The organism is Actinoplanes lutulentus (genome assembly GCF_003259845.1).
Taxonomy (GTDB): domain Bacteria; phylum Actinomycetota; class Actinomycetes; order Mycobacteriales; family Micromonosporaceae; genus Actinoplanes; species Actinoplanes lutulentus.
In genome coordinates this window covers 148,291-160,828 of the sequence record NZ_QLMJ01000018.1, presented here as the reverse complement: position 1 = coordinate 160,828, position 12,538 = coordinate 148,291, and the positions used below count along the sequence as shown (strand labels likewise).

General features: G+C 69.5%; 14 protein-coding genes. 11 read left to right on the top strand and 3 right to left on the bottom strand.

The window, feature by feature from the left end; translation table 11 throughout:
* The first annotated feature begins 21 nt into the window (after positions 1 to 21).
* From B0I29_RS32995 to B0I29_RS32970, 6 genes are all read left to right on the top strand, one after another.
* Positions 22 to 957 carry a DUF881 domain-containing protein gene (locus tag B0I29_RS32995; protein WP_245972929.1) on the top strand — a complete coding sequence of 312 codons (936 nt, stop codon included), beginning with the start codon at positions 22 to 24 and terminating at the stop codon, positions 955 to 957.
* A gap of 15 nt (positions 958 to 972) precedes the next feature.
* Positions 973 to 1,353, top strand: a complete 381-nt coding sequence (gcvH, locus tag B0I29_RS32990; RefSeq protein WP_111653037.1) for a glycine cleavage system protein GcvH — start codon at positions 973 to 975, stop codon at positions 1,351 to 1,353.
* 157 nt (positions 1,354 to 1,510) lie between these two features.
* The gene (gene odhI / locus B0I29_RS32985; RefSeq protein WP_014445292.1) at positions 1,511 to 1,963 is read left to right on the top strand and encodes an oxoglutarate dehydrogenase inhibitor Odhl; all 453 of its coding nucleotides are present in this window, start codon (positions 1,511 to 1,513) and stop codon (positions 1,961 to 1,963) included.
* 68 nt (positions 1,964 to 2,031) lie between these two features.
* Positions 2,032 to 2,700, top strand: coding sequence for a transcriptional regulator FtsR (gene ftsR, locus B0I29_RS32980; protein WP_111653036.1), 669 nt, complete (start codon positions 2,032 to 2,034; stop codon positions 2,698 to 2,700).
* A gap of 126 nt (positions 2,701 to 2,826) precedes the next feature.
* A complete protein-coding gene (locus tag B0I29_RS32975) occupies positions 2,827 to 3,291 on the top strand; it encodes a bifunctional nuclease family protein (RefSeq protein ID WP_111653035.1) in 465 nt (154 codons plus the stop codon).
* A 170-nt stretch (positions 3,292 to 3,461) separates the two neighbouring features.
* Positions 3,462 to 4,007: a MerR family transcriptional regulator gene (locus B0I29_RS32970; protein WP_111653034.1), complete on the top strand. Its 546-nt coding sequence runs from the start codon at positions 3,462 to 3,464 to the stop codon at positions 4,005 to 4,007.
* 52 nt (positions 4,008 to 4,059) lie between these two features.
* Here the strand turns inward: B0I29_RS32970 and B0I29_RS32965 are convergent, their stop codons facing one another.
* Positions 4,060 to 4,848 carry an alpha/beta fold hydrolase gene (locus B0I29_RS32965; RefSeq protein WP_111653033.1) on the bottom strand — a complete coding sequence of 263 codons (789 nt, stop codon included), beginning with the start codon at positions 4,846 to 4,848 and terminating at the stop codon, positions 4,060 to 4,062.
* A gap of 104 nt (positions 4,849 to 4,952) precedes the next feature.
* On the opposite strand from B0I29_RS32965, the gene B0I29_RS32960 reads away from it, so the two are divergent.
* Positions 4,953 to 5,909, top strand: a complete 957-nt coding sequence (locus B0I29_RS32960) for a sigma-70 family RNA polymerase sigma factor (RefSeq protein WP_111653032.1) — start codon at positions 4,953 to 4,955, stop codon at positions 5,907 to 5,909.
* 3 nt (positions 5,910 to 5,912) lie between these two features.
* Here the strand turns inward: B0I29_RS32960 and B0I29_RS32955 are convergent, their stop codons facing one another.
* The gene (locus tag B0I29_RS32955) at positions 5,913 to 6,209 is read right to left on the bottom strand and encodes an STAS domain-containing protein (protein WP_111653031.1); all 297 of its coding nucleotides are present in this window, start codon (positions 6,207 to 6,209) and stop codon (positions 5,913 to 5,915) included.
* Between the two features lie 110 nt (positions 6,210 to 6,319).
* Between B0I29_RS32955 and B0I29_RS32950 the strand changes: the two genes are divergently transcribed.
* On the top strand, positions 6,320 to 6,826 hold the full coding sequence (locus tag B0I29_RS32950) for a DUF4142 domain-containing protein (protein ID WP_111653128.1): 507 nt from the start codon (positions 6,320 to 6,322) through the stop codon (positions 6,824 to 6,826).
* A 210-nt stretch (positions 6,827 to 7,036) separates the two neighbouring features.
* On the opposite strand, the gene asnB is transcribed toward B0I29_RS32950, so the two are convergent.
* Positions 7,037 to 8,935, bottom strand: a complete 1,899-nt coding sequence (gene asnB, locus B0I29_RS32945) for an asparagine synthase (glutamine-hydrolyzing) (RefSeq protein ID WP_111653030.1) — start codon at positions 8,933 to 8,935, stop codon at positions 7,037 to 7,039.
* Between the two features lie 154 nt (positions 8,936 to 9,089).
* Between asnB and B0I29_RS32940 the strand changes: the two genes are divergently transcribed.
* The 3 genes from B0I29_RS32940 (at position 9,090) to purU (ending at position 12,525) form a co-directional block, all read left to right on the top strand.
* Positions 9,090 to 9,779, top strand: coding sequence for a response regulator transcription factor (locus B0I29_RS32940; protein WP_181558084.1), 690 nt, complete (start codon positions 9,090 to 9,092; stop codon positions 9,777 to 9,779).
* Positions 9,776 to 11,530 carry a sensor histidine kinase gene (locus B0I29_RS32935; protein ID WP_111653029.1) on the top strand — a complete coding sequence of 585 codons (1,755 nt, stop codon included), beginning with the start codon at positions 9,776 to 9,778 and terminating at the stop codon, positions 11,528 to 11,530. The genes B0I29_RS32940 and B0I29_RS32935 overlap by 4 nt, the downstream gene beginning before the upstream one ends.
* Before the next feature lie 89 nt (positions 11,531 to 11,619).
* Positions 11,620 to 12,525, top strand: coding sequence for a formyltetrahydrofolate deformylase (purU, locus tag B0I29_RS32930; protein ID WP_111653028.1), 906 nt, complete (start codon positions 11,620 to 11,622; stop codon positions 12,523 to 12,525).
* The last annotated feature ends 13 nt before the right edge of the window (positions 12,526 to 12,538 follow it).

Sequence of the window (12,538 nt, the reverse complement as noted above, 5' to 3'; positions counted from 1 at the left end):
TGAGACGACTATGGGACTGCGATGACCGACCGCGAGGACGACGTGAAGGACCCGGCGGAGCCCCTGGCAGCCGAGCCCACAGTTGACCTGACTCGATCGGGTGAAGCTGTGAACCTTCCGGAGCAAGCAGCCGAGCCTGCTTCCGGCGTACCCAAAAGTGATCTTGATCCCTCGGAGAGCGAGACCGTCGCGCCGAGCGCGACCAACGACCAAGATCAAGAGCCAGATCCAGAGCCAGGCCCATTGGGTACGGAAGAAGCGAAGCGATCCTCGCGCCGCCCCGCACCCGCCGGGACCCTGATCTGGGTGTTGCTCGCGCTGCTCGGGTTCAGCCTGGTGGTGCAGCTGCGCAGCAACGACGCCGACCACGGGCTGGCGACGGCGCGGCAGGAGGACCTGGTCCGGATCCTCAGTGACCTGGAGGCGCAGGACAGCCGGCTGCTGTCCGAGATCCAGGCCCTGGAGACGACCCGGCAACAGCTCTCGTCGGGCGTTCAGGGCCGGGAAGCGGCCCTGGCGGAGGCGAGCAAGCGCAGCGAGGAGCTGGGTCTGCTGGCCGGAACCGTGCCGGGGCAGGGCGCCGGGCTGGAGATCACCCTGACCAAGGTGAAGGCGTCCGACATTCTCAACACCGTTCAGGAGCTGCGGGGTTCCGGCGGTGAGGTGATGCAGTTGAGCGGCGATAACGGCGTCGCCGTGCGGGTCGTCGCGGCGACCTATTTCGTGGACGCCCAGGGTGGGGGAATCCTCGCTGATGGCGAGCATCTGACGGGTACGTTCCGTCTTCTGGTGATCGGTCCCGCCGGAACGATGAGTACCGCGCTGCAGATCCCGGGCGGGGTGGTGGCGTCGGTGAAGAACGACGGCGGTAGCGTGACCATGGACTCGCGCTCCATGGTCGAAGTGACCGAGGTGCGTAAGGCGACAGCCTTGCAGTACGCGCGTCCGGTTTCGTGATTAACGGAGGAAGCGTTGATTCCTGAGGATCTGCGGTACACCGCGGAGCACGAGTGGGTCGCCGGTGACGGCAGCGGCCCTGTGCGGGTGGGCATCACCCATTTCGCGCAGGACGCGCTCGGTGACATCGTCTTCGTGCAGCTGCCCGACGAGGGCACGGTGGTGCAGGCGGGTGACTCGCTCGGTGAGATCGAGTCGACGAAGAGCGTCTCGGAGATCTACGCGCCGATAGCGGGAACCGTCGTGGCGAAGAATGCGACCCTCGCCGACGAGCCGGAAATCATCAACGGCGAGCCGTACGCGGCGGGCTGGCTGGTGGAGATCGCCCCGGATGACCCGGCGGTGCTCGATTCGCTTCTCGACGCCGCGGCGTACCGGGCGCTCACCGAGAGCTGATAAAGCCTATATCGGCCTCCGCGAGTCTTGTTGCCTCGCGATATTGGCGCTGACTAGGCTCGCGAAGCACACGAAGAACTGTTATTCCTTTGAAACCGATAGTCGTGCGTCGGGCTGTAATCGGCCGCGGCGACCAACTGATCCGTGAGGTGGTCCGATGACGCGCCCAGACGACGAGTTTCCCCCACTCGACGTCACGTCCACGCTGAACCTTGGCGCCCTTGACGAGGTGCTCGAGGGACCCGAGACCGACGTGGTGCCGAGCCGGATGTCCGGTTCGCTGCCGCCCGGTATGGCGCTGCTGGTGGTCCGCCGTGGCCCGAACGCGGGTGCCCGGTTCCTGCTGGATCACGACGTGACGACCAGTGGACGGCACCCGGACAGTGACATCTTCCTCGACGACGTGACGGTTTCGCGCCGCCACGCCGAGTTCCACCGTGACGGCGGCACGTTCACCGTTCGCGACGTCGGCTCGCTCAACGGTACGTATGTGAACCGGGAGCGCGTCGAGGCCGCGACGCTGAGCAACGGTGACGAGGTCCAGATCGGCAAGTTCCGGCTGGTCTTCATCGCCGGCCCGCGACCGGAGGGCGAGGGCGGCCGGGCGTGAACCCGTCGGGGGCGGCCGCGCGTGACCCCGGGGCTTCGGGCCCCGCGGGCGGGCGTGAGGGTGCGCTGATGAGCATCGGGGAGGTGCTGGCACATTTGCGCACCGAGTTCCCCGACACCACGATCTCGAAGTTGCGGTTCCTGGAGGCGGAGGGTCTTGTCGACCCGCAACGCACCGCCTCCGGGTACCGCAAGTACTCGTGGAACGACGTGGCCCGGCTGCGTTTCGTGCTGACCGCGCAGCGGGACCAGTACCTCCCGCTGCGCGTCATCCGCGAGCAGCTGGACCGTCTGGAGCAGGAACCGGCGGTGCCGCAGCGGCCCACGCTGGTGGCGGTGGGCACCCAGCGCCCGGCCGACCCGGCGGACACCCGCATCCCCAAGGACGACCTGATCGAACGCACCGGTGTGGACGAGGCGGTGCTGGCCGAGCTTGAGCAGATCGGTCTGGTCACCGCACGCCCGCCGGGCTGGTACGACGCCGACGCGGTGATCATCGTGGAGGCTGTGGTCGGGCTCGGCCGCTACGGTCTGGAGGCGCGTCACCTGCGCGCGTTCCGCAACGCCGCGGACCGGGAAGTGGGCCTGTTCACACAACTGCTGGCGCCGATGGCGCGTCAGCAGGACCCGGCAGCCCGGGCTCGGGCCGCCGAGACAGCACGTGACCTGCAAGCGCTCTCGCAGCGATTGCACGCGGCTCTCGTTCGCTCCGGCCTGCGCGGCGAACTGGGTCGTTGACCCGGTTCGGCCTACCCTTTGCGGGGTGTCCCGCACTCCTCGGATACCAGGGGTGTGCGTGTACCGTGCAGATGATGGGGCGGCTGGAACCACAGCGGCGACAAAACAACGACACGGAGGCGGGCGGTGCGCGAGCTGAGCGTGGTCGGGGTCCGGGTGGAGCTGCCCAGCAACCAGCCGATCGTTCTGCTGCGGGAGGTCGACGGCGATCGTTACCTTCCGATCTGGATCGGGGCGGTCGAGGCGACCGCTATCGCGTACGAGCAGCAGGGGGTCAAGCCGGCTCGTCCGCTGACCCACGACCTGCTGCGGGACATCCTCGCCGCGCTGGACGCGCCGCTGAAGGCTGTCGAGATCACCGAGCTGAAGGACAACGTCTTCTACGCCGATCTGCTGATCGGCGAGGACCTGCGTGTGTCGGCCCGGCCGAGTGACTCGATCGCCCTGGCGCTGCGCGTGGGCGCGCCGATCCGCTGTGCGGACGAGGTGCTCACCGAGGCCGGCATCGTCATCCCGGACGAGCAGGAGGACGAGGTGGAGAAATTCCGCGAGTTCCTCGACCAGGTCCGCCCGGAGGACTTCGCGGGCTGACGTGGTCCGCGTGGCCCAGCTATCGAAGCTCGCCGACGGATTCCCTCGCTCGCACGCGGCGTGTCGTGCGGTTACCTCCATGTTTCCGCCGTGACTGAGATATACGCTCATGAAGTCCAGGTGAACTGGCACATCGCCTAGATTCGTTCATGGGCAGGGGAGGTAATCGCGTGCACGAGCAGCCCCTTGAAGGCCCTCTCGTCGGCGAGGACGGCTCGGTCGGGTACCGCGGGGTCACGGCTTGTCAGGCCGTGGGTATCAGTTACCGGCAACTCGACTACTGGGCTCGGACCACACTGGTCGTTCCGAGCGTGCGGGACGCCACCGGCTCCGGCACTCAGCGGCTCTACTCCTTCCGGGACCTGGTGGTCCTCAAAGTCGTGAAGCGGCTGCTGGACGCGGGCGTCTCACTGCAGAACATCCGCCGGGCGATCGAGACGCTGCGCTCTCGCGGCGTGGACGACCTCGCGGAGATCACCCTGATCTCGGACGGGACGACGGTGTACGAGTGCCGCTCCCCGGAGGAGGTCGTCGATCTGCTCCAGGGTGGGCAGGGCGTGTTCGGCATCGCGATCGGCGGCGCCTTCAAGGAGATCCAGGGTTCGCTGTCGCACCTGCCGGCCGAGCCGGCGATGCCGCAGCCGCTGGACGCCATCCCCGAGCCCAGCGGGAACGACGAGCTGGCAGCCCGCAGGGCCCGGCGCCGCGCCGGATGACGGACACCCCGACCGCCCGGCACCCGCGCGCGTACGCCAGTTCCGCGTCTTTTCAGGCCTGGTCGATGAAGGCCAGCGAGGTGGACGCGAACAGCGGGGAGTCGACCAGGTTGTAGTGGGTCAGGCCCGGCAGAATGGCGAGGGCGTGACCGCCCTTGGGCCGGCCCTCGCCCATCCAGCCGCCGTCGCGCAGACCGCCGTCGAGCAGGCCGAAGACCTCGACGAAGTGGCTCGGCGGGCACATGTCCGCGTCGGCCGCCATGATCAGTGTCGGCACCTGCAGGCCGCGGACCTCCTCGGTGAAGTCGAAGTCCTTCGCCATCGACTCGCCGATCTTGTCGAGCAGGCGGGGGAAGTCCTCCGGGCGCGGCGCGACCCGCTGGTACAGCTCGTACATCGGGGTCTCCTTCATGAACTCGGCGGCCGCGCCGGTGACCTGGCCCTGCTGCTCCAGCATCTCCGGATAGGTGGCGCTGCGCCGGATCCCGGCCGAGGCGACGACGGCCCGGCGCACCTTCTGCGGGTGCCGGATCGCGACCTGCAGGGCGACACCGCCGCCGAGCGAGAAACCGACAACGTCCGGGTTCTCCAGGCCGAGGTGGGTGATCAGCGCGGCGATGTCGTCACCCATGGCCGGGATCTCGATCGGCCGGTCGATGTCCGCGGTGCGGCCGTGCCCCTGCAGGTCCGGGAGGATCACCTGATGGTTCGCGGCGAACAGGTCCAGGATCGGGCCGAACATCTCACCGGAGCCCAGGCCGCCGTGCAGCAGAACCAGCGGGCGTCCCTCGCCGTGGATCTCGTAGTAGAGGTTGATGCCGTTGACGTCCGCGTAAGCCATGACCGTTCCCTTTCGTTTTCCTCTGTTGCCGGGGTAGACCGCCAGGGTGGCGCGAACTCATCGGAGGTGGCGGAAGAATTTGGAATTCGACTAGGTTCGGCAGCGTGACCGACATCGAGACGCAGCTCGAGACCTTCCGGCCCGAGCTCACCGGGTACTGCTACCGGATGCTCGGCTCCTCCTTCGAGGCCGAGGACGCGGTGCAGGACACGATGATCCGCGCCTGGAAAGGATTCGGCGGCTTCGAGGGCCGTTCGGCGCTGCGCTCCTGGCTCTACCGCATCGCGACGAACGTCTGCCTCACCATGCTGGGCAGCGCGCAGCGGCGGGTGCGCCCGATGGATCTGACCCCGGCCGGTTCCGGCTCCGCGACCAACCCCGGCGAGCCCCGGCCCGACCAGATCTGGGTGGGGCCGGTTCCGGACGAGAGGATCTTCGAGGGTACGGATCCCGCGCACCTGATCGCCGAACGAGAGTCGATCCGGCTGGCCTTCGTGGCGGCACTGCAACACCTGCCACCACGGCAGCGGGCGGTGCTGATCCTTCGCGAGGTGCTCGCCTGGTCGGCGCAGGAGGTGGCCGACCTGCTCGACTCGACGGTCGCCGGCGTGAACAGCGCCCTGCAGCGGGCCCGGTCCACGATCGCCGCGGCCGACCTGACGGCGTCGGCGTACCAGCCGCTCGACGCCGACCAGCGGGCGCTGCTCGCGCGGTACGTGCAGGCGTTCGAGGCGTACGACCTGACGGCGCTGACGTCGCTGCTGCACGAGGACGCCACCCTGTCGATGCCGCCGCTGCCGCTCTGGCTGCGCGGCCACGACGACATCACCGCGTGGATGTCCGGCACCGGCTCCGGCTGCCGGGGCTCGCGCCTGCTGCCCACTGTCGCCAACGGGATGCCGGCGTTCGGGCAGTACCGGGCGGCCGTGTCCGGCGAGGGTCACGAGCCGTGGGCGCTGATCGTCCTGGAGCTGTCCGGCGGGCGGATCGCGGCCGTGAACAACTTCCTCGACACCGCCCGTCTGTTCCCGCTCTTCCATCTGCCGGCGAGGCTGAACTGAGCGTTACCGGTGACCGCCTTCGCCCGGGGCCAGCAGGGCCTCGGTCAGGCCGAGCAGGCCGATCAGCCGGCGCAGTTCGGGGCTGGGGTCGCGGACGTGCAGCTGCCACCCGTACCCGATGGTGGTGAGCCGCAGCCGGGCGACGGCCTCGACCACCGCGAGGCCGGGCCGTTCCGGGCCGGTGACCTCGCAGATCACCACTCCCGGCGGCCGGCCGCGCAGCAGTGCCGCGAGATCGGCGCAGAGCAACGGGATCTCCGCGCGGCCGACCCCCGCGCCGACCGGGAATATCGTCGCCATGACCGGTATGACCGGCGGCGGACCCGGAACTCATCGGTCTGGGCAAAACTCTCTTTCCGGATCTATAGGCTGAATTTCTCTGTCCTAGGACCGCTGTGAAGGAGATCGACATGCTCGTCCGGCGCATCGCCACCACCCTCGGACTGGCCGGGGCCCTGCTCGCGCCCGCCACCGCGGCCCAGGCCGATCCGGACGTCTCGGCCCGCGACGCCTCCTATCTCAAGACGGCGCACCAGGTGAACCTCGCCGCGATCGAGGTCGGCCGGATCGCCTGGTTCAAGAGCACCGACAAGAAGCTGAAGGACGTGGCCGCCTCTTACATGCGCGACCACATCAAGCTCGACGGCGACCTCTCCGAACAGGCCCGGCGCCTGCGCGTCGCGCTGCCGTCGACGCCGAGTGCCGAGCAGCAGGCGCTGGCGAAGCGGTACCAGGCCAGCGGGGGAGCGGCGTTCGAGCCGTTGTTCGTGTCCACCCAGCTCACCGCCAATGCGGAGGCGCTGAAACTGGCCGAGGGGCAGGCTAGTCAGGGCGACGACCCGGCGCTGAAGGAGCTGGCGAAGAAATCCACCCCGGTCCTGGAGAGCCACCGGAGCCAGCTGCGCGCCGTCGACTGACCGGTGACCGCAGCCGCTGACAGGGCGAGCGGGTCGCGGGTGTGTGTCGATTTTGGGGGCGTAGCGAACCCGAAGTCGACACACTCGTCGGGGCTGCGCGGTCAGCCCGTCAGCCAGTCGGCCAGCCAGCAAGTCGGCCAGCCAGCAAGTCGGTCGGTCAGTCTGTCAGCGCGGATCGGCCGGTCACTGTGGGGCGGCGGGGTGGTTCGATTAGAGGGCGGCGTAGTCGCGCTGGGGGGTTACGGTGATGGACTTCTCGACCGTGATGGCGTGCCAGAGGCAGAACATCGCGACCGTCCAGACCTTGCGGGAGCGGTCGGCCTCGCCGCGGCGGTGCTCGGCGAGCAGGCCCCGGGCGTAGTTCAGGTCGAGCAGGTGACCGGCCTGGGACGTCGCCATCAGGTCGTCTGCCCAGTCGCCGATCTGGCCTTTCAGCCACAGCCTCGTCGGGGTCGGGAAGCCCAGCTTGGCCCGGTCGCGGACCGACTCCGGGACGATGCCCTTCATCGCTTCGCGGAAGGCGTGTTTCGTCGAGCGGGAGCCGGCCGGGAGTTTCAGCTCCGTCGGCAGGCCGGCGGCGGACGCGTAGACCTGCTGGTCGAGGAACGGGACCCGGAGTTCCAGGCTGTGTGCCATCGACATCCGGTCGGCCTTGACCAGGATGTCGCCGGGCAGCCAGGTGTGCAGGTCGACGTACTGCATCGAGGCCACGTCGTCGACGTCGGCGGTCTCGGCGTACAGGCGGGCGGTGATGTCGGTGTGCGGCTGGGCGGTGAAGCGGAGCAGGCGGGCCTTCTCCTCGGGGGTAAAAATCCTGGCATTTCCGTAATATCGCTGCTCGATCGGGGTGGTTCCGCGTTCCAGGAACGACCGGCCACGCACCCCCTCGGGCAGCACGTCGGCGAGGTGCCGCAGGCCGCGTTTCACGCCCGGCGGCAGTTTGTCCACGCCGGCCAGCGACAGCGGCTCCCGGTAGATGCGGTACCCGCCGAAGAGCTCGTCCGAGCCCTCGCCGGAGAGCACCACGGTGACGTGCCGCGACGCGGTCTGCGCCAGGAAGTACAGCGGGATCAGCGACGGGTCGGCGATCGGGTCGTCCAGCAGCTGCACGATTCGCGGCAGGGCCGCCAGGACGTCCTCATCCGAGACGACGGTGGGCGTCAGGCGTACCCCTAGCTGGCCGGCGGTGTCGGCAGCGACCTCGATCTCGCTGTATCCACTGGCGGCGAAGCCGGCGGTGAAGGCGTGGATGTCCGGCTTCTCCCGGGCGGCCAGCGCGACGATCGCCGAGGAGTCCACGCCGCTGGAGAGGAACGTGCCGACCGGCACGTCGGCGTGCAGGTGGCGGCGCACGCTGGCGGTCAGCGCGTCCTGGATCGCCTGGTACGCCGCCTGTGGCTGAACATGCAACGGACGCAGCGACGGCTTGAACCAGCGATGCACGCGTACCCCGCCGCCCGGGGTCCAGACCAAGCGGTGGCCCGGCGGCAGCCGCCGGATGTGCCGGTGCAGGGTGAGCGGGTCGGGCACGTACTGGAACGTCAGATAGTGGGCGAGCGCGTCGGTGTCGAGTGCCGCGCCGGCCGGTGCGGCGAACGGGTCCAGGGCCTTGCGCTCGCTGGCCAGGTGCAGGCCGTCGGCAGTCTCCAGCAGGTAGAGCGGCTTGATCCCGAACGCGTCCCGGGCGGCGTGCAGCGTGCCGGTGCGGTGGTCGTACGCCACGAAGGCGAACATCCCGCGCAGCCGGGGCAGCGCGGCCTCACCCCAGTAGTGGAAGGCCGCTGCCAGGACCTCGGAGTCGCCGTCGGTCTCGAAAGTGGCGCCGTGCGAGCGGATCAGGTCGGCGCGCAGCTCCCGGTAGTTGTAGATCTCGCCGTTGAAGACGACGGTCCAGCGTCCGGCGTAGTGCAGCGGCTGCGCCGACAGCTCACGGTCGATGATCGCGAGGCGGTTGAAGCCGAAGGCGTACCCGTCGCCGTACTCGATCCGGGTGTCGTCCGGCCCCCGGTGCCGCATCGTCGCGAGTGCGGCGCTGAAGGCGGCGGCGGTGCCCGCATCCGGCGGCCCCGCGTCGGGCCGGCTGCTGACGAAAGCACTCAGTCCGCACATGGAAGCCTCCACAGGTAAAGGGAAGGCGACCGTAGGACTGTGGTTGTGAAGAACCTGTGCGGTTCCGGCCCGGATCCGGGTTCGCACCGGAACTCGCGGTGGTTCTTCATCAGAACCTGACATTTCTTGGGCATCGTTGCGAGGACCAGCCAGAATGCGAGCCGTGACCGCCCGCATCCTCGTTGCCGACGACGACCCGAAGCACGCCCAGCTGATCCGCCTCTACCTGGAGCGCGAGGGGCATCAGGTGCTGACGGTCGGCGACGGCCGGGCGGCGCTGGAGCAGGCCCGCGCCCGTAAGCCGGACCTGATCGTGCTGGACGTGATGATGCCGCTGGTCGACGGCTTGGACGTGTGCCGGATCCTGCGGGCCGAGTCGGACGTCGCGATCGTCATGGTGACCGCCCGCTCGGCGGAGAACGACATGCTGCTCGGCCTCGACATCGGCGCCGACGACTACCTCGCGAAGCCGGTGAGCCCGCGCGAGCTGACCGCTCGGATCCGGGCGCTGTTGCGGCGAGCCAGGAACAACACCGACAGCGAGGTGCTGCGCGCCGGTGACCTGGAGGTGGACGGCCCGCGTTTCGAGGTCCGCGTCGCGGGCGAGCCGGTACGGCTGACCGCGAAGGAGTTCGGGATCCTGGAGCTGCTGGCCCGCGAGCCGGGGCGGGTCTTCACCCGCGCGCAGATCCTGGACAAGGTGTTCGGCTTCGAGAACGACGTCTCCGACCGCACGGTCGACGCCCACGTGGTCAACCTCCGGCGCAAGATCGAGAAGGATCCGGCCGATCCCCGGTACGTGCAGACGGTCTACGGCCGGGGTTACCGGATGGCCGAGCAGTGACGTTCCGGGTCCGGATCTTCCTGCTCGTGCTGGTCGTCGCGGTGACCGCGATCGGCGCGACGGCCTGGCTGACGATCAGCCTCACCACCCGGGAGGCGGCCCGGGTCGACCGGGCCCGGGACCGGCACGAGGCGGCGATCGTCGACGAGATCCGCCGGTTCGGCATCCAGCGAGGGCAGTGGGCCGGCATCGACGGGGTGGTCGCGGACCTGGCGGAGAGCACCGGGCTGCACATCCGGGTGGAGACGACGAGCGACACGGTGCTGACCGATTCCGATAATTTGCTGGGGCGGGCAGCCGGGCCGATCCAGCTGCTGTCCCGCCAGGTCCAGCCGGTGCCGGCGCTGGACCCGCTGATCGTCAGCGCCGCCGACCAGATGGCGATGGCGGCGGTGCTGTCCGGTGCGGCGCCGGACCCGGTGATCCGCAAGATCCGCCCGGCCGCGACACCGGCGGCGCCCGTCCTGGCGGCCGACCTGTTCGCGCCGATCCCGCCCGGTGAACCCGACGCGCAGGCCCTCTACCAGCTCGCGCAGTACCGGGCCGCGCTGGTGAAGGTCCGGTGCATGGCCGAGCACGACGCCTGGTCGCCGGCGCTCGCGACGATCACCTCGCCGTACCTGGACCCGGAACAGCTGAGTGCCGAGCCGTCCTGCCGGGCCGCGGCAAACAACCGGGTCCGCGGCGACACCGCCTGGCGGGACAGCCTGTGGACGGAACTGTCCAGCTGCCGGCTGATGATGTTCGCGTACGACGAATGCCTCACCGAGAGGTTCGCCCAGGGCGCGCTGAGCACGTCGGCCGTACCCGTGGAGATCTTCTTCGGCGCGCCGGGTGATCCGGACCTCTCGCAGCTGAGCCGGCAGGCCGGGTACGGCGTGGCCGGCGTCGTGGTGGTCGCGGCGCTCGGAACCGCGTGGATCGCCCGCCGGGTGAGCCGCCCGGTGCACCTGCTCACCGGCGCGTCGCTGCAGCTCGCGGCGGGCCGGCTGGACGTGCGGGTGCCGCAGGGTGGCGGCGACGACCTGGACCGGCTCTCCGCCTCGTTCAACTCGATGGCCGAGGCGCTGCAGCGCAGCGAGGAACGCCAGCGCCGGCTCATCGCCGATGTCGCCCACGAGCTGCGTACGCCCCTGTCCAACCTGCGCGGATATCTCGAAGGCCTGGCCGACGGCGTGATCGAGCCGAGCCCGGAGATCTTCGCCTCGCTGCACGAGGAGACGCTGCTGCAGCGCCGCATCCTCGACGACCTGCAGGTTCTCGCCCTGGCCGAGGCCGGCGACCTGGACTACACCCCGGTCCCGGTCGACCTGTCCGAACTGGCCGCCACCGCCGCGACCGTGCACCGCGCGGTCGCCGACAACGCCGGCGTGGAACTCGTCGTGGACGCACCCGATCCGGTCGAGGTCCGCGCCGATCCGGATCGCACCCGCCAGGTGCTCGGCAACCTGCTCAGCAACGCGATCCGCTACACCGACGCGGGCGGGCGCGTGGAGATCTCGGTGGCGCGCGATGCGCATGGCGCATTTCTCTGGGTACGGGATACCGGCGTCGGCATGACACCGGAAGAGGTGACCAGGGTCTTCGACCGTTTCTGGCGGGCGGATCCGGCGAGGCAGCGTGCGACCGGGGGATCGGGGCTGGGGCTGACGATCGCCCGCCGGATAGTCGCCGACCAGGGCGGGACGCTGGTGGCGGAGAGCACCCCGGACCTCGGCACCACCTTCACCGTGCGTCTGCCGGCGCCCTGATCTGGGAAACTCCGACCCCCGCGACGCCGCCGGGGTGATCACCAGGCACGATCGTCGCGACCCGTGAACATCGGAAGGACCTGACGATCGTGTCTTTGACCCAGCACGCCCCCGCACTGCCGGCCGAGGTGCCCGCCGCCGCTGACCAGGCTGTCCTGATCGTGCACGGCAAGGACCGGACCGGGATCGTCGCGGCGATCAGCGCGGTGCTCGGCAAGCACGACGCGAACATCGTGTCGCTGGACCAGCACTCGGACAACCCGCACGGCGGCGCCTTCTTCCAGCGGACGGTGTTCAGCAAGCCCGGTCTCAAGGCGGCCCTGCCGGCGATCGAGGAGGACCTGCGGGAGCAGCTCGAAGCCGGTTTCGACCTGGAGTACACGCTGCGGGATCTTTCCGTACCCAAGCGGGTTGCGATCTTTGCCTCTAAGGACGGTCACTGTCTGCTGGATCTGCTCTGGCGGCACCGGCGCGGCGACCTGCCGATCAACGTGGCGATGGTCGTCTCCAACCACCCGGACCTGGCTGACGAGGTGCGCTCGTTCGGTGTGCCGTTCTTTCACGTGCCGTCGCAGGGGCCGGACAAGTCGGCGGCCGAGGCGCAGCACCTGCGGCTGCTGGCCGGCAACGTCGACTTCGTGATCCTGGCGCGGTACATGCAGATCCTGTCCGGTGATTTCATCGAGCGCGCCGGTGTGCCGATCATCAACATCCACCACAGCTTCCTGCCGGCGTTCATCGGCGCGGGACCGTACGCCAAGGCCAAGCAGCGCGGCGTGAAGCTGGTCGGGGCGACCGCGCACTACGTGACCGAGGACCTGGACGAGGGCCCGATCATCGAGCAGGACGTGGTCCGGGTGAACCACGCGCACACCGTCGCCGAGCTGCAGCGGCACGGCGCCGACGTGGAGCGGGCGGTGCTGTCGCGGGCCGTGCACTGGCACGCCGAGGACCGGGTCATCCGGCACGGCAACCACACGATCGTCTTCCCCTAAGACCTAAGACCTA